This window comes from Pseudoxanthomonas sp. LARHCG66, assembly GCF_052871755.1.
Window position 1 is genome coordinate 507,264 of sequence record NZ_JBIXJW010000003.1, and the last position, 26,137, is coordinate 533,400.

Annotated in this window: 27 protein-coding genes; 5 read left to right on the forward strand and 22 right to left on the reverse strand. The window is 65.9% G+C overall.

The genetic code is table 11. The features are described 5' to 3' along the window. The first annotated feature begins 73 nt into the window (after window positions 1-73). Window positions 74-1,471, forward strand: coding sequence for a M14 family zinc carboxypeptidase (locus tag ACIPRS_RS12505; RefSeq protein WP_446538779.1), 1,398 nt, complete (start codon window positions 74-76; stop codon window positions 1,469-1,471). Window positions 1,472-1,477: 6 nt separating this feature from the next. Here the strand turns inward: ACIPRS_RS12505 and prpE are convergent, their stop codons facing one another. The 5 genes from prpE to ACIPRS_RS12530 all read right to left on the reverse strand — a co-directional run bounded on the left by prpE (window position 1,478) and on the right by ACIPRS_RS12530 (window position 7,258). Then, window positions 1,478-3,379, reverse strand: a complete 1,902-nt coding sequence (gene prpE, locus ACIPRS_RS12510; protein WP_446538780.1) for a propionate--CoA ligase — start codon at window positions 3,377-3,379, stop codon at window positions 1,478-1,480. Between the two features lie 150 nt (window positions 3,380-3,529). Further along, window positions 3,530-4,516, reverse strand: coding sequence for a malate dehydrogenase (locus tag ACIPRS_RS12515; protein ID WP_446538781.1), 987 nt, complete (start codon window positions 4,514-4,516; stop codon window positions 3,530-3,532). A gap of 79 nt (window positions 4,517-4,595) precedes the next feature. Then, window positions 4,596-5,798, reverse strand: coding sequence for a pyridoxal phosphate-dependent aminotransferase (locus ACIPRS_RS12520; RefSeq protein WP_446538782.1), 1,203 nt, complete (start codon window positions 5,796-5,798; stop codon window positions 4,596-4,598). Window positions 5,799-5,926: 128 nt separating this feature from the next. Further along, window positions 5,927-6,706 (reverse strand): hypothetical protein, encoded by a 780-nt coding sequence (locus ACIPRS_RS12525; protein ID WP_446538783.1) that lies wholly within the window; start codon window positions 6,704-6,706, stop codon window positions 5,927-5,929. 54 nt (window positions 6,707-6,760) lie between these two features. Next, window positions 6,761-7,258, reverse strand: a complete 498-nt coding sequence (locus ACIPRS_RS12530) for a peptidylprolyl isomerase (protein WP_298126628.1) — start codon at window positions 7,256-7,258, stop codon at window positions 6,761-6,763. Window positions 7,259-7,603: 345 nt separating this feature from the next. Here ACIPRS_RS12530 and typA point away from each other — a divergent pair, with 345 nt between their 5' ends. The 4 genes from typA (at window position 7,604) to ACIPRS_RS12550 (ending at window position 15,196) form a co-directional block, all read left to right on the forward strand. Beyond that, complete coding sequence (gene typA / locus ACIPRS_RS12535; RefSeq protein WP_192201761.1) at window positions 7,604-9,433, forward strand: translational GTPase TypA; 1,830 nt, start codon at window positions 7,604-7,606, stop codon at window positions 9,431-9,433. A gap of 15 nt (window positions 9,434-9,448) precedes the next feature. Continuing rightward, window positions 9,449-9,919, forward strand: coding sequence for a DUF2127 domain-containing protein (locus tag ACIPRS_RS12540; protein ID WP_337731289.1), 471 nt, complete (start codon window positions 9,449-9,451; stop codon window positions 9,917-9,919). Between the two features lie 66 nt (window positions 9,920-9,985). Next, the gene (locus ACIPRS_RS12545; RefSeq protein WP_446538799.1) at window positions 9,986-11,572 is read left to right on the forward strand and encodes an amidase; all 1,587 of its coding nucleotides are present in this window, start codon (window positions 9,986-9,988) and stop codon (window positions 11,570-11,572) included. 102 nt (window positions 11,573-11,674) lie between these two features. Next, window positions 11,675-15,196 (forward strand): bifunctional diguanylate cyclase/phosphodiesterase, encoded by a 3,522-nt coding sequence (locus tag ACIPRS_RS12550; RefSeq protein WP_446538784.1) that lies wholly within the window; start codon window positions 11,675-11,677, stop codon window positions 15,194-15,196. Between the two features lie 21 nt (window positions 15,197-15,217). Here ACIPRS_RS12550 and ACIPRS_RS12555 read toward each other — a convergent pair whose 3' ends face one another. The 17 genes from ACIPRS_RS12555 to rplX all read right to left on the reverse strand — a co-directional run bounded on the left by ACIPRS_RS12555 (window position 15,218) and on the right by rplX (window position 26,127). Next, window positions 15,218-16,612 carry a class II 3-deoxy-7-phosphoheptulonate synthase gene (locus ACIPRS_RS12555; RefSeq protein ID WP_446538785.1) on the reverse strand — a complete coding sequence of 465 codons (1,395 nt, stop codon included), beginning with the start codon at window positions 16,610-16,612 and terminating at the stop codon, window positions 15,218-15,220. A gap of 51 nt (window positions 16,613-16,663) precedes the next feature. Then, a complete protein-coding gene (locus ACIPRS_RS12560) occupies window positions 16,664-17,179 on the reverse strand; it encodes a disulfide bond formation protein B (protein ID WP_337731293.1) in 516 nt (171 codons plus the stop codon). Between the two features lie 161 nt (window positions 17,180-17,340). Further along, window positions 17,341-17,715, reverse strand: a complete 375-nt coding sequence (gene rplQ / locus ACIPRS_RS12565) for a 50S ribosomal protein L17 (RefSeq protein ID WP_192201773.1) — start codon at window positions 17,713-17,715, stop codon at window positions 17,341-17,343. 188 nt (window positions 17,716-17,903) lie between these two features. After that, on the reverse strand, window positions 17,904-18,902 hold the full coding sequence (locus ACIPRS_RS12570; RefSeq protein WP_142124588.1) for a DNA-directed RNA polymerase subunit alpha: 999 nt from the start codon (window positions 18,900-18,902) through the stop codon (window positions 17,904-17,906). Between the two features lie 50 nt (window positions 18,903-18,952). Beyond that, window positions 18,953-19,582, reverse strand: coding sequence for a 30S ribosomal protein S4 (gene rpsD / locus ACIPRS_RS12575; RefSeq protein ID WP_055941309.1), 630 nt, complete (start codon window positions 19,580-19,582; stop codon window positions 18,953-18,955). 15 nt (window positions 19,583-19,597) lie between these two features. After that, entirely contained in the window at window positions 19,598-19,990 is a 393-nt protein-coding gene (gene rpsK, locus ACIPRS_RS12580; RefSeq protein WP_055941307.1) for a 30S ribosomal protein S11, read from the reverse strand. Window positions 19,991-20,002: 12 nt separating this feature from the next. Continuing rightward, window positions 20,003-20,359 (reverse strand): 30S ribosomal protein S13, encoded by a 357-nt coding sequence (rpsM, locus tag ACIPRS_RS12585; RefSeq protein ID WP_062352394.1) that lies wholly within the window; start codon window positions 20,357-20,359, stop codon window positions 20,003-20,005. Between the two features lie 342 nt (window positions 20,360-20,701). Beyond that, window positions 20,702-22,063, reverse strand: coding sequence for a preprotein translocase subunit SecY (gene secY / locus ACIPRS_RS12590; protein WP_192201776.1), 1,362 nt, complete (start codon window positions 22,061-22,063; stop codon window positions 20,702-20,704). 7 nt (window positions 22,064-22,070) lie between these two features. Then, window positions 22,071-22,514 carry a 50S ribosomal protein L15 gene (gene rplO, locus ACIPRS_RS12595; RefSeq protein WP_185742067.1) on the reverse strand — a complete coding sequence of 148 codons (444 nt, stop codon included), beginning with the start codon at window positions 22,512-22,514 and terminating at the stop codon, window positions 22,071-22,073. Then, the gene (gene rpmD / locus ACIPRS_RS12600) at window positions 22,514-22,705 is read right to left on the reverse strand and encodes a 50S ribosomal protein L30 (RefSeq protein WP_142124590.1); all 192 of its coding nucleotides are present in this window, start codon (window positions 22,703-22,705) and stop codon (window positions 22,514-22,516) included. The genes rplO and rpmD overlap by 1 nt, the downstream gene beginning before the upstream one ends. After that, on the reverse strand, window positions 22,698-23,240 hold the full coding sequence (gene rpsE, locus ACIPRS_RS12605; RefSeq protein WP_055941300.1) for a 30S ribosomal protein S5: 543 nt from the start codon (window positions 23,238-23,240) through the stop codon (window positions 22,698-22,700). Before rpsE ends, rpmD begins: the two co-directional genes overlap by 8 nt. 156 nt (window positions 23,241-23,396) lie before the next feature. Continuing rightward, entirely contained in the window at window positions 23,397-23,753 is a 357-nt protein-coding gene (gene rplR, locus ACIPRS_RS12610) for a 50S ribosomal protein L18 (RefSeq protein WP_192201777.1), read from the reverse strand. Between the two features lie 29 nt (window positions 23,754-23,782). Then, window positions 23,783-24,310 carry a 50S ribosomal protein L6 gene (gene rplF, locus ACIPRS_RS12615; protein WP_192201780.1) on the reverse strand — a complete coding sequence of 176 codons (528 nt, stop codon included), beginning with the start codon at window positions 24,308-24,310 and terminating at the stop codon, window positions 23,783-23,785. Window positions 24,311-24,326: 16 nt separating this feature from the next. Continuing rightward, on the reverse strand, window positions 24,327-24,725 hold the full coding sequence (gene rpsH / locus ACIPRS_RS12620; RefSeq protein WP_162109785.1) for a 30S ribosomal protein S8: 399 nt from the start codon (window positions 24,723-24,725) through the stop codon (window positions 24,327-24,329). A gap of 207 nt (window positions 24,726-24,932) precedes the next feature. Continuing rightward, window positions 24,933-25,238 carry a 30S ribosomal protein S14 gene (gene rpsN, locus ACIPRS_RS12625; protein WP_192201782.1) on the reverse strand — a complete coding sequence of 102 codons (306 nt, stop codon included), beginning with the start codon at window positions 25,236-25,238 and terminating at the stop codon, window positions 24,933-24,935. A gap of 20 nt (window positions 25,239-25,258) precedes the next feature. Beyond that, entirely contained in the window at window positions 25,259-25,801 is a 543-nt protein-coding gene (rplE, locus tag ACIPRS_RS12630; protein WP_055941290.1) for a 50S ribosomal protein L5, read from the reverse strand. Window positions 25,802-25,809: 8 nt separating this feature from the next. Continuing rightward, window positions 25,810-26,127: a 50S ribosomal protein L24 gene (gene rplX / locus ACIPRS_RS12635; protein ID WP_142124593.1), complete on the reverse strand. Its 318-nt coding sequence runs from the start codon at window positions 26,125-26,127 to the stop codon at window positions 25,810-25,812. Window positions 26,128-26,137 lie beyond the last annotated feature (10 nt).

A 26,137-nucleotide genomic window follows, 5' to 3' on the forward strand; every position in this document is an offset into this window, starting at 1 on the left:
ATGCACGCCTGCGTTTGACATCACCCGCGCATACGGGGACCCTGCCCTGGCCTGCTTTCCTCCTGTTGCCGCGATGCGCCCTGCCCTTGCCCTGTGCCTGCTGCTGACGATGATGACGCCGAACACCATCGCCCGGAACACCGATCACCCGTCCTCGCCAGCCACGGTGTCCACGCCCGTGCCGCCGCCTCCCGCATGGCTGCCCGCACTCGATGCGCTGTACGACGCCGAACTGCGCGTGGCCGGACTGGAGGACCGCACCTTCACTGCGGAACACTGGTGGTCGGTCGCCACACCGTTGCTGGAGCCGGGACGCGGCTTCCGCGTGGACGGGATCGGCCGCAGCGTGGAGGACCGTCCGCTGCAACATGTTCGTTGGGGCCAGGGCAAGAAGACGGTACTGCTGTGGTCGCAGATGCACGGCGACGAGAGCACGGCGTCGATGGCGCTCGCGGACCTGTTCCGCTTCCTCGGCGAACACCCCGACCATCCGTTGGTGAAGCAGCTGCAGGCGAATACCACGCTGCACGTCTTTCCCATCGTCAATCCCGATGGTGCCGCCCGCTTCCAGCGCCGCAACGTACAGGGCATCGACATCAACCGTGATGCGCGGATGCTGGCAACACCCGAAGCGCGCGCGCTGAAGGCGCTGCACGACCAGGTGAGGCCGATGTACGGATTCAACCTGCACGACCAGCGCGTGGGCTACCGTGCCGGCGATTCCGACCGCGGCACCGCCATCGCGCTGCTGTCGCCGCCGTACAACCACGCGGCCGATGTCAACGATGTGCGTACGCGCGCCATCGAGGTGGCCGGCGTCATCCGCTCCGCGCTGGAGCCCTATCTCGCCGGCCACATCGCGCGCTGGGATGAAACGTTCGATCCACGGGCGTTCGGCGACCTCACCACGCAGTGGGGCACCAGCACCGTGCTGATCGAGGCCGGCGGCATCGAAGGCGATGTGCAGAAGCAGCGCCTGCGCAAGCTGTACTTCCTCGGCCTGGTCGCGGCATTGGACAGCATCGCCAGCGGCAGCCATGCCGGCGTGTCGCCCGCGCTGTACCGCGACCTGCCGGAGAACGGCGATGTATGGCCGGACCTGCTGGTGCGCGGCGGTACGTTGTCCGTACCGGGACGCCCACCCGCCCGCGCCGACCTGCTGGTCAATTTCCGCAATCCCCTGACGGAAACCGACGGTGCCGTTGCCGATGTGGGCGACCTCGGTACGAAGAAGGCACGTCGCAGCATCGACGCACGCGGGCTGTTCATCGTGCCGATCCCGGGGCATGCCGGCGACCGCACGGTCATCGAAGCCAACGACGACGATGCCGAAGAGGCGCGGTCACCGTTGCCGCTCACGCCCGGCGCGACCGCACGCTTCGTGCTGAGTCGCGACCCGCAGGGCCGCGACGTGGTGTGGACACTGGATGGCAGCGTGGATCCGGCGACGCCTGCGCCGCCGGCCCGCTGACCTGCATCAGCTGCCGACCTCGGGCCCGCGCATCAGCGCGCGCCTCACCTCTTCCAGCGCGTTCGGGTCATCCAGCGTGGAAAGATCGCCAGGATCGGCGCCCTGCGCCAGCGCCTGCAGCGAGCGCCGCAACAACTTGCCCGACCGTGTCTTCGGCAACGCGTTGACGATGTAGACCCGCGCCGGACGCGCGACCGCGCCGAGGCTCTGCTCCACCATGCGACGCATGCCGTCGGCCGCCTGCACGCGCTCGTGCGGCTCGTCGGTGGCCTGCCGCAGCGTGGCGAACACCACCGGCACCTGCCCTTTCAGTTCATCCGCGACACCGATCACCGCCGCCTCCGCGACCGCGTGGAAGCCGGAGACGGACTCCTCGATCTCGCGCGTGCCCAGCCGATGACCAGCCACGTTGATGACATCGTCGGTGCGGCCAAGGATGAAGGTGTAGCCGTCCTCATCGCGGATCGCCCAGTCCAGCGAGCTGTACAACAGTTCCTTGAAATGACTGAAATAGCTCGACAGGAATCGCGCGTCGTCGTTCCAGATCGTCGTCATGCACCCCGGCGGCAGCGGAGGCTGCATCACCAGCACGCCCTTCCGGCCCGGCCCTACTTCTTCCCCCGTGGCCTCATCGATCACCTTCATCCTGTAGCCGAGGTTCGGGAACCCGGGCGAACCGAAACGCACCGGTTTCATGTCCAGCCCGGGCAGCAGCGTCAGCGCCGGCCAGCCGGTTTCGGTCTGCCAGTAGTTGTCGATCACCGGCTTGCCGATCGCATCGGTGATCCAGTGCGCCGTCGGCTCGTCCAGCGGCTCGCCCGCCAGGAACAGATATTTCAGCTCGGACAGGTCGTGCCGCTTGATGAAGTCGATGTCGTGCTTCTTCAGCACGCGCACTGCCGTCGGCGATGAGAACATCGTGCGTACACCGTACTGTTCGCACAAGGCCCACCAGATGCCGGCGTCGGGATTGATCGGCAGGCCTTCGTAGAGCACCGAGGTAGCGCCTACGATCAGGGGACCATACACGTTGTAGGAATGGCCAACGGCCCAGCCGACATCGGAGGTGGAGAACATCACCTGTCCCGGCCCGACATCGAACACGGTACGCATCGACAACGCCATCGCCACCGCATAGCCACCCACATCGCGCTGCACGCCCTTCGGCTTGCCGGTCGTGCCGGAGGTGTACAGCAGGTAGCTCGGTTCGTTCGACTCCAGCCACTCGACCGGTACGTCGACGTCGCCGACCTCGGCGCGCAACGCGGCGTAGTCTTCGTCGCGGCCCGCCACCTTCGGTTCGGCGGCATCCAGCCCGCGCGAGACGATCAGCACCTTGGCCGGCGGCGTGGCCGCCTTCGCGCAGGCTTCATCGACCAGCGCCTTGTACGGAATGACCTTGCCACCGCGGCTGCCGGCATCGGCGGCGATCAACAGCCTGGGTTGCGCGTCGTCGATCCGCAGCGCCAGGTTGTGCGCGGCGAATCCCCCGAACACCACCGAATGCACCGCGCCGATACGCGCGCACGCAAGCATCGCGAAGACCGCTTCAGCCATGTTGGGCATGTAGATGACCACGCGATCGCCACGCCCGACTTCGAGCCGCTTCAGCACGGCGGCGAACGCGTTCACTTCGCGATGCAGTTCGCGATAGGTCAGTTCACGCGTGACATCGGTTTCGGTGGACACCGCCACCAGCGCCAGCTGGTCGCCACGCTCGGCGAGATGCCGGTCCACCGCGTTGTAGCAGAGGTTGGTCTGCCCGCCGACGAACCAGCTCCGGAATGGCGGACGGGAATAGTCGAGGATCTGCTGCGGCGGCACGTGCCAATGGATGGCCTTCGCCTCCTCGCCCCAGAAGGCCTCGGGTTGCTCGATCGAGCGCCGGTAGACGTCTTCGTATGCCATGCGATCCTCCCAGATCCGACAGCCGGGACCAGCATAGACCCGCCCTGCCGCGGCCACCTTCCTACCTTGGTCGCATGGGACATTCCGTCGCACCCAAAAGAAAACGCCGGGCATGGGCCCGGCGTTTTCAGCACTGCGTGCGGCCTGCGGTCAGCCCAGCAGATGCGCCACACCGCTGCGCTCTTCTTCCAGCTCGCCCAGCGTCTTGTCGATGGCGGCCTGGCTGAAAGCGTCAACCGGCAGGTCCTTCACCATGGTGTACTCGCCGTTCTCGGTGGTGACGGCGAAGCCGAACATCACGCCTTCCGGGATGCCGTAGCTGCCGTCGGACGGGATGCCCATCGTCACCCACTTGCCGTTGCTGCCCAGCACCCAGTCGCGCACGTGGTCGATGGCGGCGTTGGCGGCCGAGGCGGCCGACGACAGGCCGCGCGCTTCGATGATCGCGGCGCCGCGCTTGCCGACCTGCGGGATGAAGGTGTTCGCGTTCCAGTCGGCGTCGTTGATCCTGTCCTTGAGCGACTGGCCGTTGACCGTGGCGAAGCGGTAGTCGGGGTACATGGTCGGGCTGTGGTTGCCCCACACGACCAGCTTGTCGATGTCGCCCACGGCCACGCCGGCCTTGTTGGCCAGCTGCGACAGCGCGCGGTTGTGGTCCAGGCGCAACATGGCGGTGAAGTTCTTCGCCGGCAGGTCCGGCGCGGACTTCATCGCGATGTAGGCGTTGGTGTTGGCCGGGTTGCCGACCACCAGCACCTTGACGTTGCGGCTGGCGACCTTGTTCAGCGCGGCGCCCTGGGCAGTGAAGATCTTGGCGTTCTCCAGCAGCAGGTCCTTGCGCTCCATGCCCGGGCCGCGCGGACGCGCGCCGACCAGCAGGGCCACGTCGGCGTCCTTGAACGCGACTTCCGGATCGTCGGTGCCGACCACGCCGGCCAGCAGCGGGAACGCGCAGTCTTCCAGCTCCATGATCACGCCCTGCAGCGCGGCCTGGGCCTTCTCCAGCGGCAGCTCGAGCAGTTGCAGGATGACCGGCTGGTCCTTGCCCAGCATTTCGCCGGAGGCGATGCGGAACAGCAGCGCGTAGCCGATCTGGCCAGCAGCGCCGGTGACGGCAACACGGACGGGGGTTTTCATGATGCGGATCCTCGGGGTTACGTAGGGCGGGCCCAGGCCCGCCGCGTGGGGGAAAGGTGGGCCAAGGCCCACGCGACGGTTACTTCAACTCGGCAAAGAATTCCTGGAAGCGTTGCAGCCCCGGCGCCAGCTGCGGCGTCGGACAGGTGTAGCTGATGCGCAGCGCGCGCGGCTCGCCGAACGCCGAGCCCGGCACGCAGGCCACGCCTTTGGCGTCGAGCAGCGCGTTGCAGAAGTCGACATCGTTCTCGATCTTCACGCCGTTGTGCGATTTGCCGAATGCGCAGCTGATGTCCGGGAACACGTAGAACGCGCCCTGCGGACGCGGGCAGACCACGCCCGGGATCGCTTCCATCGCCGCCAGCACCTGGTCGCGCTTGGCCTGGAACTCGGCGTTCTTCGCGACCGGCACGTCCTGCGGACCGGTCAGCGCGGCGATCGCCGCGGCGGTGACGACTTCCGGCACGTTGGTGATGTGGTTGGAGTTCATGGTCGTCAGCGCCTTGGCGACGACCTCGGGGCCCGCCATGAAGCCGACGCGCCAACCCGGCATGCCATAGGTCTTGGACAGCGAATCGACGAACACCGTGCGCTCGCGCAGTTCCGGCCGCGCCTGCACGAAATTGGTGTACGCCAGTCCGTCGAACAGCATGCGGTTGTAGATGTCGTCGGTGACGATCCAGGTGTCCGGATACTTCGCCAGCACGTCGGCCAGCGCGGCCACTTCCTCGCGCGTGTAGACCATGCCCGTCGGATTGGACGGGTTGTTGAACAGGAACACCTTGGGCGTGTGGACCGTCAGCGCTTCGTCGAGCTGCGCGGGCGTCAGCTTGTAGTCCTGGCTGGCCGGGCACGGCAGCGGCACCGCCTTCGCGTTGACGATGTCGGCGATGTCGGCATACGTGGTCCAGTACGGGGACGGATAGACGATGGTGTCGCCCTCGTCCAGCAGCGACTCGGCCAGGTTGTACAGGATGTGCTTGGCGCCGATGCCGGTGGACACGTTGGCGCGCGTGTAGCCGGTCAGGCCCAGTGCTTCGATGTGCTGCAGGAAGGCATCGAGCAGCGCATCGGTGCCGCGGTTGCTGCCGTACTGTCCGGAGTCTTTCGCCAGCGCATCGCGTGCGGCCTGATAGACATGGTCGCCGGGCAGGAAATTGGGGACGCCGATCGAGAAGCTGATGATGTCGCGGCCTTCGGCCTTGAGCTTCTTGGCCTTCTCGGCCACCGCCATGATCGCACTTGGCTTGGCGCGACCGATGCGCCGGGCAAGCAGGGGCATTGCACAACCTCGCGTGGAAACGGTTAGGGAGCGTCGCCGCCGTCTTTTTGCGGCGCAAAATGGTATCACGCCACCCCACTTTGACCGACTAGCCCATGGTCTACGTCGGCCGGGTCAGCACCCCGGCGTCATTGGTAGTCCACCACGTCGCCCAGGTCGTAGTTCTCGTCGAAATAGGCCTGCCACTGCGCGTAGGCGCCGCGCAGGCAGGCGGGGGTCTGGCAGGCGTCGAGTTGCCGGGTGGCGGCTTGGACCGTGCGGTCGCCGTCGGGGTAGCGATCGGCCAACTCCTTGAACTGCCGGCGCATGCCGGCATCCAGGGCACCGAACTCCTCGTGCCCGCAGACCAGCGCAGCGCGGACACTGCCGGCCGACGCGTCGGTATCGCACTCGGCGGGCGCGGGTGGCGCGTGGGCAGCCTCCACGGCCGCGGCGAGCTCGCTGCGATCGCGTTCGGTCAGCCGGCGCACGAAGCCCAGGTCATCGGTCTGGCCCGCGCCCCAGGTGATGCGCAGGGTGAAGCCGTTTCCGGCCGGGTCCGCCACCTTGCGCAGGGTCACCGTTTCGCTGGGCCCGGTCTCGGAGGTCAGGTGCAGGGCCAGCGTGCCGTTGTCCAGATCGACATCCTCGACCTTGCCATCCAGCCACGCACCGTCGCGTGCGATCCGCAGGCCCGTGTCCGGCTGCCACGCGATGGCGTACAGGGTTTCGGCATCGTCGCCTTCGCTGTGGTCCGTGCTCCAGAGGCCTTCCAGGCTCTGCTGGAAGCTCTCCGCCGATGCGTCGACGGCGGTCGCTGCGGCCGGATCGGTGGGCGGGATTGTGTCGTCGTTCTTGCAGGCGCCCAGCCCCAGGACGGTGGCGAGCAGCAGGGCCATGCGCGTTGCGCGCCGGCGGCGATCCTTCATCTGGAGCTCCTGACGGGGAAAGGGCCGGCCCATGTGGGCCGGCCCTTCATTCCATCACGCCGACAGGACGCGGTTCCACTCCGCCACGCGCTCGGCCTTGGCGGCCAGCACGGCATCGGCGTCGCCGTCGATGGTGACCTTGGTGATCAGGTCGCCCTGCTTCACCGCATCGACCACGTCCAGGCCCTCGGTGACCTTGCCGAACACGGTGTGCTTGCCGTCCAGCCACGGAGTGGGCACGTGGGTGATGAAGAACTGGCTGCCGTTGGTGCTCGGGCCGGCATTGGCCATCGACAGCACGCCGCGCTCGTGGCGCACGCCGTTGGTGGTCTCGTCCTCGAAGCGGTAGCCCGGGCCGCCGCGACCGGAGCCTTCCGGGCAGCCGCCCTGGATCATGAAATCGGGGATCACGCGGTGGAAATTCAGGCCGTCATAGAAGCCGCGCTTGGCCAGGTTGACGAAGTTGGCCACCGTCAGCGGGGCCTTGTCGGGATACAGCTCGATCGTGATCGGGCCGCGCGAGGTGTCGAAGGTGGCGGTCAGCTGACTCATGGAACGGTTCTCCAGGGGTGAAATGAGGAAACGGCAGGGTCCCGGCGCGGTCTCGCTCCGTGCCCACCCCGCGCTCAGGCGGCGGTGGCACAGGGAGGGGAAGCGCCAGGCCTGCCGCCCCAGCCAATAGTGGCCGGGGCTGCCAGGCGTGAAGCCGGCCCCCGTCATGCGGGTCCGGCCCTGTTGCCAGATCACGGCGCCGGGCGGGGATTTCAAGGGCAGGCCCCGGCGGCGGCGTTCATTACTGGCGTTTTTCGATAAATCAGGTGCTTAGCGCAACGCAGCCCGCTATAATACGCCGCTTCCTTTCCCCACTCTGAGCGCGCACGTTCGCGCCCCTTCGGCATGTCCATCCAAAACCTCCGCAATATCGCGATCGTCGCTCACGTCGACCACGGCAAGACCACCCTCGTCGACCAGCTGCTGAAGCAGTCCGGCACCCTCTCCGAGCGCACCGTGCTGGCCGAGCGCGTGATGGACAGCAACGACCAGGAAAAGGAACGTGGCATCACGATCCTGGCCAAGAACACCGCCATCACCTGGAATGGCAACCGCATCAACATCGTCGACACCCCGGGCCACGCCGATTTCGGTGGTGAGGTCGAGCGCGTGCTGTCGATGGTGGACACCGTGCTGATCCTGGTCGACGCGATGGACGGACCGATGCCGCAGACCCGCTTCGTGACCCAGAAGGCCTTCGCGATGGGCTTCAAGCCGATCGTGGTGATCAACAAGGTCGACCGCCCCGGCTCGCGCCCGGAGTGGGTCGTTGAGCAGGTGTGGGACCTGTTCGATCGCCTGGGCGCCACGCCCGAGCAGATGGACTTCCCGATCGTCTACGCGTCGGCCCTGAACGGCTACGCCGGCCTGGAAGACACCGTGCGCGGCGGCGACATGACGCCGCTGTACGAAGCGATCATGAAGCACGCGCCGAAGCCGGAAGTCGATCCGGATGGCGCCTTCCAGATGCGCATCAGCCAGTTGGACTACAACAACTTCGTCGGTGTGATCGGCATCGGCCGCATCCAGCGCGGCACGTTGAAGAAGAACATGCCCGTCGCCGTCATCGACCGCGAAGGCAAGAAGCGCCAGGGCAAGGTGCTGCAGGTGCTCGGCTTCCTGGGCCTGGAGCGCATCGAGCAGGACAGCGCCGAGGCCGGTGACATCGTCGCCATCTCGGGCATCCAGGACCTGACGATCTCCGACACCGTCTGCGCGCTGGACACCCCGGAAGCGCTGCCGGCGCTGACCGTCGACGAACCGACGATCTCGATGACCTTCCAGGTCAACAACTCGCCGTTCGCCGGCCACAAGGACCTGTCGGGCGGCAAGTTCCTGACCAGCCGCCAGCTGAAGGAGCGCCTGGAGCGCGAGACCGTGCACAACGTGGCACTGAAGGTCGAGCAGCTGGAAGACGCGGACAAGTTCCTGGTCTCCGGCCGTGGCGAACTGCACCTGTCGGTGCTGATCGAGAACATGCGTCGCGAGGGCTACGAGCTGGCCGTGTCGCGCCCGGAAGTGATCATCAAGGAAATCGACGGCCAGCTGATGGAGCCGATCGAGCAGCTCGTCGTGGACGTGGAAGAGACCCACCAGGGCGGCGTGATGGAGAAGCTGGGCGTCCGCAAGGGCCAGTTGAAGAACATGGAACCGGACGGCAAGGGCCGCGTGCGCCTGGACTACCAGATCCCGGCGCGTGGCCTGATCGGCTTCCAGAACGAGTTCAAGACCCTGACCCAGGGTTCGGGCCTGCTGTTCCATGTGTTCGACCATTACGGTCCGAAGGAACAGGGCGCCATCGCCAAGCGCCTCAATGGCGTGATGATCGCCAATGCGCCGGGCGCCACGCCGGCCTACTCGCTCGGCCCGCTGCAGGAACGCGGCAAGCTGTTCGCCGCCGAGGGCGACAACGTGTACGAAGGCCAGCTGATCGGCATCCACTCCAAGGACAACGATCTGACCGTCAACGCGATCAAGACCAAGCCGCTGACCAACATGCGCGCCTCGGGCAAGGACGATGCCATCCAGCTGACCCCGGCGATCAAGTTCTCGCTGGAACAGGCGCTGGACTTCATCGACGACGATGAGCTGGTGGAGATCACGCCGAAGGAAATCCGCCTGCGCAAGAAGTTCCTGACCGAGAGCGACCGCAAGCGCGCCTCGCGCGCCGCCTGATCGTCGCACCGCGCCTTGGAGACATCCGCGTACAACCCGGATCCCAGGGCGCACCCGGGCCTGCACGCCATCGCCCTGTTCGAGGGCGCCAAGGGCGTGCTGGCCCTGGCCTTCGCCGGCGGTCTGCTGGCGGTGGGTCCTGACCGCCTGCGCGAGAGCGTGCAGGCGGTGGTCACCCGCTTCATTCCCGACGCCGGCCCCGGCGTGGTGAGCCAGTGGCTCGACCGCATCAATCCCGAATCGATCCACGTCACCGTGCTGATCATCGCGGTGTACGCCGGCATGCGCCTGCTGGAAGGCTGGGGCTTGTGGCGCGCCCGCGCCTGGGCCTCGTGGCTGGGCTGCATCGGCTCGGCGGCCTACCTGCCGCTGGACATCTATGCCCTCTACCACCACCCCGGCTGGCACACCTGGGCGCTGCTGATCGTCAACCTGGTGATCGTCTGGGTGCTGTGGCGCGATATCCGGCGCCGCAAGCGGATTTGACGCGCGGGCCAGCGCCTGCGTAGCCTGCGGCAACTCCGTGAAGGTGTCCGCATGCGTCGATCCCTGCTGCCGCTTGGCCTGATGCTCGCCCTGGCAGCCTGCCAGCCGGCGACGCCGCCGGATGCAGCGGCACCGACCGCGCCCACCGATTTCATCTACGCCGAACTGGACATCGCCGACCTGCAGGCGCGCATGCAGTCCGGTGAACTGGACAGCCGCCGCCTGACGCAGGCCTATCTGGACCGTATCGCCGCCATCGACAAGGCGGGGCCGCAGTTGAACGCGGTGATCGAACTCAACCCCGATGCGTTGAAGGAAGCCGCCCTCCGCGATGTGGAGCGTCGCGCGAATGCGGCGCGCGGGCCCCTGCACGGCATCCCCGTGCTGCTGAAGGACAACATCGATGCGGTGCCGATGGCCACTTCCGCCGGCTCCCTGGCGCTGAAGGATTTCCGCCCCGGGAAGGATGCGTTCCTGGTGCGCCGCCTGCGTGAGGCAGGCGCCGTCATCCTGGGCAAGGCCAACCTGAGCGAATGGGCCAACTTCCGATCCATGCATTCCACCTCCGGCTGGAGCGGACGCGGCGGCCAGACCCGCAACCCGTACGCGCTGGACCGCAATCCGTGCGGCTCGAGCTCCGGCAGTGCCGTGGCGGTATCGGCCAACCTGGCGGCGATCAGCGTGGGCACCGAAACCGATGGCAGCATTCTCTGCCCTGCCGCGATCAATGGTGTCGTGGGGCTGAAACCCACGGTCGGCCTGGTCAGCCGGCAGGGCATCCTGCCGATCTCGCACAGCCAGGACACCGCTGGTCCGATCGCCCGCAGCGTTGCGGATGCGGCCCTCCTGCTGGCCACACTCGCAGGCCGGGATCCGGAAGACGCCGCCACGATGCAGGCCGCCTGGAACACCACGCTGGATTACAGCGCACGCCTCACGCCCGGCGCACTGAAGGGCGCGCGCATCGGCGTGCTGCGCAGCAAGGCAGCGATCCATCCCGACGCCGCAGCAGCCCTGGAAAGCGCCATCGAGGTGATGCGCGAAGCCGGTGCCGTCGTGGTCGATGCCGAGATTCCCACCGACGGGCAGTGGAACGCGGACGAACTGGAACTGATGCTCTACGAGTTCAAGCATGGCGCGGAGCGCTACCTCGCCGAACGCAATGCACCGTTGACCACGCTGACCCAGCTGATCGGCTACAACGAGCAATACCGGTTGTCCGAGATGCCCTATTTCGGCCAGGACCTGTTCGAGCGGGCCAACGCAAAGGGCGGCCTGGGTGAAGCCGCCTACATTGCCGCCCGCAGTCGCGCACGCCGGCTGGCGGGGCCGGAAGGCATCGACGCCGCGCTCAAGGCGCAGCAACTGGATGTGCTGGTGGCACCGACGACGGGGCCTGCCTGGCTGACCGACCACAAGGCCGGCGATCATTTCCCGGGGGCCGGGTACGGCGCCGCCGCCGTGGCGGGCTACCCCAGCCTCACCATTCCCATGGGCCACAGCGATGGCTTGCCGTTGGGGATCGTGTTCATGGGCCCCGCATGGAGCGAAGCGCGCCTGATTGCCCTGGGATACGACTACGAGCAGCGCACGCGGGCCCGCAAGCCACCGGAATACTGGCCCTCGCTGCCGCCCCGCACGACCCGTCGCTGAGGCGCATGCTGCCAATGTGAGTCATTCCGGACGCAAGAGTGCTTGCAGGCGCTCCGGGTTCGTGGCGTCATAGCCATCAACCAGCAGGCGGGGATTGCACGCGTGGAGTCAGGCGCGGACCGGGTATCGGAGCTGCGGGCCTTCAGTGGATCGGGATCCACGGCCCGCAGGCGGCAGCGCAACCTGAATTCGCTGGCGTGGGGCGTGCTGGTCATCGCCTGCCTGCTCTCGTTGTGGTCCGGGACGACAGCGTGGCAACAGGCACGCGACCACGCGCATGCGCGGTTCGACGCACGGGCCGACGCCGTCGCCACCGCCGTGTCCACCCACATGAACGCCTACGAAGACACCGTGCGTGCGGCGGCCGCCGTGCTGGAGGGGCGGCAGGACATCGAGCAGGACAGCTTCTATGCCTTCGTCGAGAAGCTGCAGGTGCCCACCCGGCAATCGGGCGTGCACGGGCTCGGCTTCGCACGCCGCGTGCGGATGGAAGAACGCGAGGCCTACGTCGCCGATCAGCGCACGCGCTACGGGGACGCGTTTGCGATCCATCCCGCCGGGGACCGCAGCGAATACGTCGTGATCGACCTGCTGTATCCCGATGTGCCTGGCATGCGCCCCCTGCTGGGCAAGGACGTGATGGCGGAGACCGTGCGCCGGGGCGCCATCGAAGCCGCGCGCGACACCGGCGAACTGGCCGCCGCCCCGCTGGTTGCACTGGGCGATGCCTCGAAGGGAAATACCGGACTGCCGGGCTTCCTGCTGTATGCCCCGGTTTATGCCGATTCTGTCGCCGCTCGCGGCGGTGTGGAGGCGCGCCGCAACCTGCTGCGCGGCTACGCCACCGCCGGCTTCGGCTGGCAACGGGTCATGGAGGACGCCATCGGTCGAACCGACGGGGACGAGTTCGACCTGCAGCTCCTCGCACTGGACCATGGCGACGAGCCGATCTTCCAGACCCGTACGTTGAGGGAGCGCTACGGAGAGGCGTGGAAACCCGCTTTCACCGCCCAGCGCGATCTCCATCTGCTGGGCAACGAATGGCGCCTGGTCCTGCATTCGCCGCCGCTGCGCCAGGCGCTGCCCGGCCAGGCATCCATCCTGCTGCTGACCCTGTGCGGGATCGGGCTGGGCTTGCTGCTCTTCCTGCTGTTGCACAACCTCGCACGCACCGAGCGTCGAAGCCGGGCACTGCTGGACGCCGTTGCCGATCACCTGCCCGCACTGATCGCCTACATTGACGGCGACGGCCGCTACGGCTTCGCCAATCGCGCATGCCGCGCCTGGTCAGGTACGCACGGGGCATGGAGCGAACGGCACGTGGAAGACGTGCACGCGACCGATCCCGAGTTCCTCGCGTCGCTCACGCGCGCCATGCAGAGCTGCACGCCGGACCATTGGATCGCGTGGGACGCCGACCTCGGGCAACCCCCGCGCCCGATGCACCTGTACCTGGTACCCGACGTCGAGTCCGGTTCGAAGATCGCCGGCTGGTACCTGATGGGCAATGACGTCAGCGAGCAGCGCCAGGCGCATCGCGAACTGGCGATGGCGCGCGACCACCTGAAGCGCGTCACCGACCGCCTGCCGGCGCTGATCGCGCAGTTCGATACGCAGCATCGCCTGGTCTTCCGCAACCGTGCGTTCGCCGAACAGGTCCGCTGGCGGATACCGCCACAGGCCGGCGTGCACATGCGGGACCTTTTCGGTGAGGAGGCGTACCTGCGGCGGATGCCGCAGATCGATGCCGCGCTCGGCGGGCGCGATGGCGAGTTCGAAAGCAGTTTCGCCACCGTCGACGGCACACGGAGCATGCACAGCTTCTACACGCCCGACATCGACGAGACCGGCAAGGTGTGCGGTTTCTTCGTCATGGCAATCGACATCACCGAGAAGGCGCGGCTGGAGCACGCGCTGCACAACGCGAACGAACTGGCCGAAGTGACGCTCACCGCCATCAGCGAGGCGGTCATCACCGTCAACGTCGAGAACCAGGTGACCTACATGAATCCCGCGGCGCAGTCCCTCTGTGCGTGGAGCCTGGAACAGGCGCTCGGCCAGCCGCTGGAACGCATCGCCCCGCTGGCGCTGGTGGAAACGCAGGATGCGCCCGACGAAGGGGCGCAGCCGCTGGGCCAGCCGGGCGATCTGCAGGTGCTGCGCCAGGACGGCACCCGCATGCTGGTGGAACGTTCGTTGTCCGCCATCCGCGACCGCGACGAGCGGCTGGTGGGCACCGTCATGGTGTTGCGCGACATCACCGAATCGCGTGCGTGGAGTTCGCGCATGACCTACCTCGCGCACCACGACGCGCTGACCGGGCTGCCGAACCGTCTGCAGCTCAACGAACGACTGAACCAGGCAATCACGCATGCGACCAACCACGGCAATGGCATTGCCGTGCTGTTCCTCGACCTGGACCTCTTCAAGCACGTCAACGACGCACTGGGGCATCACACGGGCGATGAACTGCTGCAGCAGGTGGCCCGCCGCATCCAGCGCAACATCGGCAACCTCGGCACGGTGTACCGCACGGGCGGTGACGAATTCGTGGTGCTGCTGCCCAACGTGGCCGCCCGGGACAATGTGCTGCAGGTCGCCGACCGTCTGCTCGCACTCGGCGGTACGCCCTACACCGTGGCCTCGCACGAACTGCACCAGGCCTTCAGCATCGGCATCAGCCTGTTCCCGGAAGATGGCTACGACGCCGCCACCCTGATGATGCGCGCCGACGCCGCCATGTACCTGGCCAAGCGCAACGGCCGCAACGCGACCCGCTTCTACACACGCGAGCTGGCGTCCAGCGTGGATGCTCGCATCGAACTGGAGAACAGCCTGCGCCGCAGCCTGCGCAACGGCGATCTCTCCCTGCACTACCAGCCACAGATCGATCGCATCAGCGGCCGCATCGTGGGCGTGGAAGGCCTTGCGCGCTGGCAACGCGGCGAGCGCCTCATGATGCCCGGCGAATTCCTGCCGATCGCCGAAGAGACCAACCTCATCGTCGACATCGATCAATGGGCCATCCGCGCCGCGTGCCGGCAGAACCGCATCTGGCAGCAGTCCGGCCTTCCGCCCATCCGGGTGTCGGTCAACATCGCCGCCGCCAATTTCGATACCGATGAGCTCGTGGACACCGTGACCGAGGCGCTGAAGGACAGCGGGCTGGCTGCCGAATTCCTTGAACTGGAGGTCACCGAAACCACGCTGATGCGCGACGTGCAGCGGACCGACCGCACGTTGCGCGCGCTGAAGGCATTGGGCGTGCGGATTGCCATCGACGATTTCGGCACCGGCTTCTCGAGCCTGAGCTACCTGGGCAACTATGGCTTCAACGTGCTGAAGATCGATCAGTCGTTCGTCCGCGACGTGGCGGAGCCCAACCAGGCCGCCATCACGCGCGCGATCATCAGCCTGGCCGCGCAATTGCAGTGCCGCACGATCGCCGAGGGCGTGGAAACACCGGAACAGGCGGCATGGCTGGCCGCCAACGGTTGCGACGAACTGCAGGGCAACTACTTCAGCAAGCCGGTGCCCGCTGCGGAGTTCGCACGCCTGTACGCACGCGGCAAGACCTGGCACATCCCGCAGGTGGCGCCCGCCATCCACGCCCACTGGTCGTGATGGCGGACGACGGCGGCGGGCCTATCGCGCCGTTGGCGTCGCCAGCTGGTTCTGCTTGCGCACGATGCACATCGCGATCTCCAGCGACTGCTCGTAGTTCAGGCGCGGATCGACAGTGGAACGATAGGCGCGCTCCAGATCCACGTCCGTGAGCTCCCGCGCACCCCCGGTGCATTCGGTGACGTCCTCGCCGGTCAGTTCCAGATGCACTCCGCCCAGGCGCGTGCCGGCCGCCGCATGCAGGTCGAACGACTGTTCCACCTCGCCACGCACATTGTCGAAGCGACGCGTCTTGAACCCGTTGCTCGTGCTTTCGGTATTGCCATGCATGGGATCGCAGACCCAGAGCACGCGACGGCCGTCGCGACGGACCGCGTCCAGCAAGGGCGGGAGCTTCTCGGCGATCTGCGCGGCGCCCATGCGATGGATGAAGGTCAGGCGACCCGCTTCGTCTTCCGGATTCAACACGTCAATCAGGCGCAGCAGCTGATCCGGCGTGACCGACGGACCGACCTTGATCGCGATCGGATTGCGCACGCCCCGCAGGTACTCCACATGCGCGCCATCCACCGCCGCCGTCCGCATGCCGATCCACGGATAATGGGTGCTGAGGTTGAACCAGCCCCACTGGCGGGGCACTTCGCGTGTCAGCGCTTCCTCGTAAGGCAGCAGCAGCGCTTCGTGCGAGGTGTAGAAGTCGATGCGGTTGAGGTTGTGCACCTCGGCGCCCGACAACGTCTCCATGAACCTTACCGCGTCACCGATCGAGGTGACCATGTGCTGGTATTCATTCGCCAGTGGCGAATAGCCCACCCAGTTGAGGTTCCAGTACTCCGGGTGGTGCAGGTCGGCGAAACCGCCGTCGATCAGCGCCCGCACGAAGTTCATCGTCATCGCCGAGCGCGCATGCGCCTTGATCATGCGGCGCGGATCGGGGCGGCGCGCTTCGGCCGTGAAGTCGGGCGCATTGACCACGTCGCCGCGATAGCTCGGCAAGCTGACGCCGTCGCGCGTTTCCATGTCGGCCGAACGCGGCTTGGCGTACTGGCCGGCGAAGCGGCCCACGCGCACGACTGGCAGGCGCAGGCCGTGCACCAGTACCAGGCTCATCTGCAGCAGCACCTTCAGCCGGTTGGAGATCAACCCGGATTCGCAGTCGCTGAAGTTCTCCGCGCAGTCGCCACCCTGCAGCAGGAAGCGCTTGCCTTCCTGCGCCTCGGCCAACTGCTTTTTCAGCGAGAAGATCTCCCACGACGTCACCAGCGGCGGCAACTGGCGCAACTCGCCGAGCGCCGCCTCGAGCGCGTCGGCATCCGGGTAAGTCGGCATCTGCATCGCCGTCCGCGCGCGCCAGCTGTCCGGCGCCCAATGGGGCGGCAAGGTGACGGCGCGCAGGTTGCGGTCGGACGAGTTCATGGCGGACTCCTGGGGGGCCACCATCGTGCCAGATTGGTGCGCCGCGTCAAATCAGCGGAAGGTCGAGGTCCTGCGCGCGCGGAATCCGATCCATAGCGCCCACACGGCCAGCAGCACGAACCACACCAGGCTCCACATCGGCATGGTCAGCCCAAGGAAACTCCAGTCGATGGTGCTGCAGTCTCCCTTGGCGGAGAGCACTTTCTGCACGACACCGAGCCAGGTGTTGTTCTCGATCATGTAGTCCCAGCCGGGACCGCAGCTTGGCATCAACGGCGGATACAACTGCACCCACACGTGCTTGCCCGCAATCCCGATGCCGGTGGCAGCACCGAGGAACGCCAGGAACCCGTAGACGCGCCGTCCCGTCGGGCGGCGGGGGCCATGCAGCGCGCCGAGCAGGAACAGTACGCCGGTCGCTGCAAAGGCGAGTCGCTGGAAGATGCAGAACGGACACGGTTCCAACTGGTGGACGAACTGCACGTACAGGGCATAGCCGAGCAGGCCCGCACAGATCGCGAAACCCAGGAAGCACTGCGCGCGGAAACTCCAGCGGAGAGGATTCATCGGCACCCATGACGTGAGGTCGTGCCCGCATTATCCATGCCCGCCGCCCCGCACGTCACCCTGCGACGTCCTGCCGCATCCGGGCCGGGTACGAAATGGCGCCTCAAAAACAAAAACCCCGGCGCTGGCCGGGGTTTCTGGTGTCCTGCAGGACGCGGAGCTTACTCGGCCGCCGCTTCCGGACGGTCGACCAGCTCGACGTACGCCATCGGGGCGTTGTCGCCGGCTCGGAAACCGCACTTCAGGATGCGCAGGTAGCCACCCGGACGCGACTGGTAGCGCGGGCCGAGCGTGGTGAACAGGGTGCCGACGGCTTCCTTGTCGCGCAGGCGGGCGAACGCCAGACGACGGTTGGCAACGCCATCGATCTTGCCGAGGGTGATCAGCGGTTCCGCGACGCGGCGCAGTTCCTTGGCCTTCGGCAGGGTGGTACGGATCAGGCCGTGCTTGATGAGCGAAGCAGCCATGTTGCGGAACATCGCTTCGCGATGGGCGCTGGTGCGGCTGAACTTGCGGCCGGCTTTCTGGTGGCGCATGGGTTGGATTCCTGGTGAATGTTGGGACGTTGGACTTCGTTGTCGCCATCCAGGCGCTGGAACAGTGGACTGCGGTTGGTCCTGACCGGCCATCCTTGACCGGAGTGCCGCGAGCCTTCAGGCCCGTCGACGAGGGTGCTGCTTCAGGGAGAATCCCGCGCGGACGCGGGAGCTCCGTATTGCTTCGATCAGCCGAGCATGCCGTGCTGGGCGACACCGGCCGGCGGCCAGTTCTCCAGCTTCATGCCCAACGACAGGCCGCGCTGCGCCAGGACTTCCTTGATCTCGGTGAGCGACTTCTTGCCGAGGTTGGGGGTCTTGAGCAGTTCGACTTCCGTCTTCTGGATCAGGTCGCCGATGTAGTAGATGCTCTCTGCCTTCAGGCAGTTGGCCGAACGCACCGTCAGTTCCAGGTCGTCGATCGGGCGCAGCAGCACCGGATCCACGCCGCTGGCAGCCTGCTTCGGCGCGCCGCGATCGCGGTGCGTGAAGTCGCCGAACACCGACAGCTGGTCGCTGAGGATGTCGGCGGCGGTGCGCACGGCTTCCTCGGCGTCGATCGTGCCGTTGGTTTCGATGTCCAGGACCAGCTTGTCCAGGTCGGTACGCTGCTCGACGCGTGCGGCTTCCACCGCATACGCGACGCGACGGACCGGCGAGAACGAGGCGTCCAGCACCAGGCGACCAATCGCACGGGTTTCTTCATCCGGACGACGGCGGGCGGCGGCCGGCTGGTAGCCGAAGCCGCGCTCGATCTTCAGGCGCATGTTCAGCGCCGTGTCCTTGGTCAGGTTGCAGATGACCAGTTCCGGGTTGAGGATCTCGACGTTGTGGTCGGTCTTGATGTCGCCGGCGGTGACCACGCCCGGGCCCTGCTTGGCCAGGCTGAGCGTGGAGGAGTCGCCGCTATGGATGCGGATGGCCACATCCTTCAGGTTCAACAGCACTTCCAGCACGTCTTCCTGCATGCCTTCGATGGTGCTGTATTCGTGCAGCACGCCATCGATCTCGACTTCGGTGATCGCGAAGCCGGGAATCGACGACAGCAGCACGCGGCGCAACGCATTGCCGAGCGTATGACCGTAACCACGCTCCAGCGGTTCGATGACCACTTTTGCACGATTGCCGCTCAGGCGCTCGATCTGCGGGCCGCGGGGGCGCAGCACTTGCTGAGTAATACCCGTCATGTTGCTTTGTCTCCTGCGGTCCCCCGGTCGCCCGGGGGTGCGTGAATGAATTACTTCGAGTACAACTCGACGATCAGCGCTTCGTTGATGTCGGCGGGCAGGTCCGAACGCGCCGGCACCGCCTTGAACACGCCGCTGAACTTCTTCGCATCGACTTCGACCCACGAGGGGTTCAGGTCAAGCTGCTCGGCGACCGTCAGCGACTCCTGCACGCGGAGCTGCTTCTGGGCCTTCTCCGACAGCGCGATCGCGTCACCGGCCTTGACCTGGTAGGAAGGCAGGTTGACCGGCTTGCCGTTGACCAGCACGCCACGGTGCGAGACCAGCTGGCGAGCGGCCGGACGGGTCACGGCGAAGCCCATGCGGTAGATGACGTTGTCGAGACGGGTCTCGAGCAACTGCAGCAGGTTCTCGCCGGTGTTGCCCTTCTTGGTCGAGGCCTTCTTGTAGTAGTTGCGGAACTGACGCTCCAGCAGACCGTAGATACGCTTGACCTTCTGCTTCTCGCGCAGCTGGGTGGCGTAGTCGGACAGCTTGCCCTTGCGGGCGGTCGCGCCATGCTGGCCGGGCTTCTGCTCCAGCTTGCACTTGGAGTCCAGCGCACGGGCCGGGCTCTTGAGCGACAGGTCGGCGCCTTCGCGGCGCGCGAGCTTACAGGTAGGACCGATATAACGAGCCATTTCTTATCGCCCCCTTTAGACGCGACGCTTTTTCGGCGGACGGCACCCGTTGTGCGGGATGGGCGTCACGTCGATGATGTTGGTGATCTTGTAGCCGACGTTGTTCAACGAACGCACGGCCGACTCACGGCCCGGACCCGGGCCCTTGATGCGCACTTCCAACGACTTCACGCCGTAGTCCAGCGCGGCACGGCCGGCCTTTTCGGCGGCGACCTGGGCAGCGAACGGAGTGGACTTGCGCGAACCACGGAAACCCGCGCCGCCCGACGTGGCCCACGACAATGCGTTGCCCTGACGGTCGGTGATGGTGACGATGGTGTTGTTGAAAGAAGCGTGGACGTGGGCGACGCCGTCGGTGATGACGCGCTTGATCTTCTTCTTGACTTTGGCAGCAGCTGGCTTGGCCATGATGGTCGCCCCTTACTTCTTGATGGCTTTGCGCGGACCCTTGCGGGTGCGTGCATTGGTGCGGGTGCGCTGGCCACGCAGCGGCAGGCCGCGGCGATGACGCAGACCGCGATAGCAACCCAGGTCCATCAGGCGCTTGATCGCGATGCCGACTTCACGGCGCAGGTCGCCCTCGACCACGTACTTGCCGACTTCGGCGCGCAGGCGCTCGACTTCCGGCTCCGACAGGTCGCGGATCTTGGTGGTCGAGGCGACGCCGGCGGCTTCGCAGACCTTCTTGGAACGGGTACGGCCAATGCCGAAAATGCTTTGCAAACCGACCCAGACATGCTTCTGGGCAGGCAGGTTGACACCTGCAATACGCGCCATGACGCGGTTCTCCAACTGTGAGTATTGGCCCGTGTACGATCGTCCCTTGCGGGATTCGCGCAGACAGGCGGAGTGAACTGGAAATTGTAACAAGATCCGGTGTTTGCGGGAAGCCCGTGCCGGCAGAGCCGAGCACGAACCGGCATGGGGAGTGTGCCCATGCTCCGGCGCCGGAACCTGCCTGGTGCGGGACCGGGGTTTCCCCCTGCCCCGCCCCGCCCGCGCTACTCTGGCGCAGGGACTGGCTGGTTCGCACCCCCGCACCGGATCGCTGCGGGGGCCGCCCATCTAAGACAGCCGGCCATGAGGGCCGGGCTGGTGCGGTAAGCCCGCGATTATACCTCAGCCACGGGGGGCAAGACCGCCCCGCGAACCGCCTTTCAGATTGGCCTTCTTCAGCAGGCTCTCGTACTGGTGGGACATCAGGTGCGCCTGGATCTGCGCAATGAAGTCCATCACCACCACCACCACGATCAGCAGCGAGGTGCCGCCGAAGTAGAACGAGGTGCCCAGCTGGGTGCGCATCACTTCGGGCAGCAGACAGACCGCCACCAGGTAGAGCGAACCGATCGCCGTCAGCCGGGTCAGCACGCCGTCGACGTAGTCGGCGGTAGCCTTGCCAGGACGGATGCCGGGGATCAGCGCACCCGACTTCTTCAGGTTCTCGGCCGTTTCCTGCGAATTGAAAACCAGCGCCGTGTAGAAGAAGGCAAACCCGATGATCATCGCCGCGAACACGATCATGTGCAGCGGTTCACCCGGGGCGAGCGCATTGGAAATACGCTGCAGCCACGTGGTGGCACCGCTGTTCTGGCCGGACCACATCGCCAGCGTGGCCGGGAAAGCCAGGATACTGGACGCGAAGATCGGCGGGATCACACCGGCCATGTTGAGCTTGAGCGGCAGGAACGAGGTCTGGTTCATGTACGCGTTGCGGCCACCTTGGCGGCGCGCGTAGTTCACGGTGATCCTGCGCTGCCCGCGTTCCACGAAGACCACCAGGAACGTGAAGCCCAGCACCACCACCGCAATGACCAGCAGCGAGATGAAGCTCAGCGTGCCGTCGCGGAAGGCGCCCACGGTCTGGATGACAGCACCCGGCAGGCCTGCCACGATGCCCGCGAAGATGATCAGCGAAACACCGTTGCCGATGCCGCGCTCGGTCACCTGCTCGCCCAGCCACATCAGGAAGATGGTGCCTGCCGTCAACGCGACCACGGCGGTCAGCACGAAACCCATGCCCGGCGCGTACACCACCGGCATGCCGCCCGGAGCGACCTGGTTCTGCAGCGCAGTGGCAATGCTGCCGCCCTGCACGACCGCCAGCAGCACCGCGCCGATGCGCGAGTACTGGGTGATCTTGCGGCGACCGGATTCGCCTTCCTTCTGCAGCGCCTTGAGGCTGGGGAAGATGTGCACGCCCAGCTGCATCACGATCGACGCCGAGATGTAGGGCATGACGTTCAGTGCGAAGATGCTGAAACGGTGCAGGGCGCCGCCCGAGAACATGTTGAACATGTCCACGATGCCGCCGCCCTGCGCCTGCATCATCGCAAGCATGGCATCGGGATTGACGCCCGGAACCGGGATGAAACAGCCGATCCGGTAGACAATCAGCGCGCCCAGCACGAACAGCAGGCGCTGGCGGAGTTCGGTGAACTTGCCTGCGCCTGCCAGCGCACCGGCGGCATTACCCTGCGCCATGCGTCCGTTACTCCTGCACGCTGCCGCCGGCAGCCTCGATGGCGGCCTTGGCACCGGCCGTGGCGGCCACGCCCTTCAGCACGAACTTCTTGGTCAGTTCGCCTTTCTTGACGATCTTGGCGCGCTTGGCAGTGCTGGGCACCAGCTTGGCGGCGCGCAGCGCGGCGAAGTCGATCTCACCGGCTTCCAGCTTCTCCAGCTGGTACGACAGCACTTCGGCGCAGTCCAGCTTCAGCTTGGAGCGGAAACCGACCTTCGGCAGTCGCTTGATCAGCGGCATCTGGCCGCCTTCGAACTTCGCCTTGATCTTGCCCTTGCCCGAGCGCGCGAACGAGCCCTTGTGGCCGCGACCGGCCGTCTTGCCCAGGCCGGAACCGATGCCGCGACCGACGCGGGTGCGTTCGGTGCGGGCGCCGTCGGCGGGCTTCAATGTATTGAGACGCATCTGAATTACTCCTCGACCTTGACGAGGTAGTGAACCTTGTTGATCAGGCCGCGTACCTGCGGGCTGTCCTTCAGTTCACGCACATCGTTCAACTTGTTCAGGCCCAGTGCCTTCACCGACAGGCGGTGCACGGCCCGGGAACCACGCAGGCCACGCACCAGGCGCACCTTGACGGTCTTGTTGGACTCGTTAGCCATTGAGGAGTTCCTCCACCTTCTTGCCGCGCTTGGCCGCGATGCGGGTCGGCGACTGCATGTCGCTCAGGCCCTTCAGCGTGGCGCGCACCAGGTTGATCGGGTTGCGTGAACCGACGGCTTTCGCCAGCACGTTCTTCACGCCCACCGCTTCCAGCACGGCACGCATGGCGCCGCCGGCGATCACGCCCGTACCTTCCGAGGCCGGCTGCATGAACACGCGCGCCGCACCGTGACCGGCCTTCACCGGGTGCCACAGGGTGCCGTTGTTCAGGTCGACGTTCAACATGCCCTTGCGGGCATATTCCATCGACTTCTGGATGGCGACCGGGACTTCGCGTGCCTTGCCGTAACCGAAACCGATCTTGCCGTTGCCGTCGCCCACTACCGTCAGCGCGGTGAAGGTGAACTGGCGACCGCCCTTGACCGTCTTGCTGACGCGGTTGACCGCGACCAGCTTCTCGATCATGCCGTCGTCGACTTTCTCTTCGCGGTTGCGGTCGCGATCACGACCCCGCGGTTGACGTTCTTCTGCCATTGCTTGAATTCCTTGGTTGATGAGGTATGTACGGCTTGGCCGCTTATGGTTGTGGTATGGAACGGTGACGCGACGGTCGCTGCAGAAGAGCGACCGCGCCCGGCGCAGCCCGCGCCGACAGGTCAGGGCATGGGGTTGCCCCCATGCCTTGCAAGGTTAGAACTGCAGGCCGCCTTCGCGGGCCGCATCTGCCAGGGCCTTGATGCGGCCGTGGTAGCGGTAGCCCGAACGATCGAATGCAACCTTCTCGATGCCCTCGGCCTTGGCGCGCTCGGCAATGAACTTGCCCACGCGGGCAGCGGCATCGCTGTTCTTGCCGTTCTTCAGGCCATCCTTGACATCGGACTGCAGCGTGTTCGCCGATGCGATGACCTTGGAGCCATCGGCGGTGAACAGCTGGGCGTAGATGTGCTGGCCGGTGCGCAGCACCGACAGGCGCGGCACGCCGAGTTCGCGGATGTGCGCGCGGGTCGACTTGGCGCGGCGCAGGCGGGCGGTGTTCTTGATGCTCATGATCTGGTTCCTCGAAGCCGAAAGCCCGGTTAGGCCTTCTTCGCTTCCTTGCGGATGATGGTTTCGTCGGAGTACTTCACGCCCTTGCCCTTGTAGGGCTCCGGCGGACGGAAACCGCGGATCTTGGCGGCGACTTCACCCACGCGCTGCTTGTCGGCGCCCTGCACCAGGATTTCGGTCTGGGTCGGGGTGGCGATGGTGATGCCTTCCGGCGTCTTGAACAGGATCGGGTGGGAGAAACCCAGCGACAGGTTCAGGTCCTTGCCCTGCATCGCGGCGCGGTACCCCACGCCGACCAGCTCAAGCTTGCGCTCGAAACCGTCCGACACGCCCTTGACCATGTTGGCCAGGATCGCGCGGATGGTGCCAGTGATGGCGTCGTCGGCCGGGGTGACCGGCGACAGGTTCACCGTACCGTTGTCGACATTGAGTTCGACGCCGGCCGGCTTGGCGATGGACAGGGTGCCCTTCGGGCCCTTGACGTTGAGGGTTTCACCCTGGGCATTCAGTTCGACGCCCTTGGGGAGATTGATCGGCTTCTTGGCTACGCGGGACATGTCTGGGCTCCTTCGCTTAGGCCACGAAGCACAGGACTTCACCACCGACGCCGGCCGCACGGGCCTGCGCATCGGTCATGATGCCCTTGGAAGTGGAGATGATGGCAACACCGAGGCCACCGAGGACCTTCGGCAGTTCCGCCTTGCCACGATACTGGCGCAGGCCCGAACGGGACACGCGGCTCAGCTTCTCGATGACCGGCTTGCCTTCGAAGTACTTCAGGACGATCTCGAGCTCGGCCTTGTTGTTCTCGGTCTTCGTCACGCGGACGTCGCCGATGTAGCCTTCCGCCTTGAGGACGTTGGCGATCGAGGTCTTGATCTTGGAGGACGGCATCTTCACCGTCGGCTTGCCAACAGCGGCGGCATTGCGAATGCGCACCAGCATGTCGGCGATGGGATCAGTCATGCTCATTAGAGTCTGCCTTATGAGTAGCACCGATATCCGCTTTCGCGAAAATCTTGCATTGTCCCTGGAAACCCCCCAGGCGGGCGGCCGGTTCCCCAGCCCTCCCCCAGCCTAGCTGCGGGAGCCGAACATTGTACAACAACGAGTCCGGCATGTGCCGGACTCGTCATTCAAGCCACTGGGACACCCCTTCTAGAAAGCGTCCCGGGCGGATTACCAGCTGGCCTTGCGCAGACCGGGCACGTCGCCGTTCATGGTGGCCTTGCGCAGCATGTTGCGACCGAGGCCGAACTTGCGATACACGCCACGCGAACGACCGGACAGCTCGCAACGGTTGCGCTGGCGGCTCGGCGAGGAGTCGCGCGGCAGCTTCTGCAGCTTGATGACCGCGTCGGCCTTCTCTTCGTACGACGCATTCTGGCTGGAGATGATCTTCTTCAGCGCGTCGCGCTTGGCGGCGTACTGCTTGGCCAGCTTTTCCCGCTTGATGTCGCGGTTGACCATCGAGGTCTTTGCCATGATGTCGGTTTCCTAGCGAATCAGTTGCGGAACGGGAACTTGAACGCTTCGAGCAGCGCCTTGGCTTCGGCGTCGTTCTTGGCGGTCGTCGTGATGGCGATATCCATGCCGCGGATCGCGTCGACGGCGTCGAAGTCGATTTCCGGGAAGATGATCTGTTCCTTCACGCCCATGTTGTAGTTGCCGCGACCGTCGAACGAACGGCCGGACACGCCACGGAAGTCGCGGACGCGCGGCAGCGAGATGCTGATCAGGCGATCCAGGAACTCATACATCTTGGCGCGACGCAGCGTGACCTTGCAGCCGATCGGCCAACCGTCGCGGATCTTGAACGAAGCCACCGAGACGCGGGACTTGGTCGTGATCGGCTTCTGGCCGGTGATCTTGGCCAGGTCGGCCACGGCGTTTTCCAGGATCTTCTTGTTGGTCGCCGCTTCACCCACACCCATGTTGATGGTGATCTTGGTGATCTTCGGCACTTCCATCGGATTGGTGTAGCCGAACTTCTTCATCAGAGCCGGCGCCACTTCTTCCTTGTAGATTTTTTCGAGACGGGTGGTCATAACATTCCTCAGGCGTCGAGCGCCTCACCGCTGGAGCGGAACACACGCAGTTTGCGTCCATCCTCCAGCACCTTGAAACCGATACGCTCGCCCTTGCCCGTTGCCGGGTTGAACAGCGCGACATTGGAAATGTGGATCGAGGCTTCGCGCTCGACCACGCCACCAGCCACGCCGGCCTGGGGGTTCGGCTTGGTATGGCGCTTGACGACGTTGACGTTGGAGACGACCACACGGTCACCATCCACGCGCACCACGTCGCCCTTCTTGCCCTTGTCCTTGCCGGCGGTGACGACTACCTGGTCGCCCTTCTTGATACGGTTTGCCATTTCTATGTCC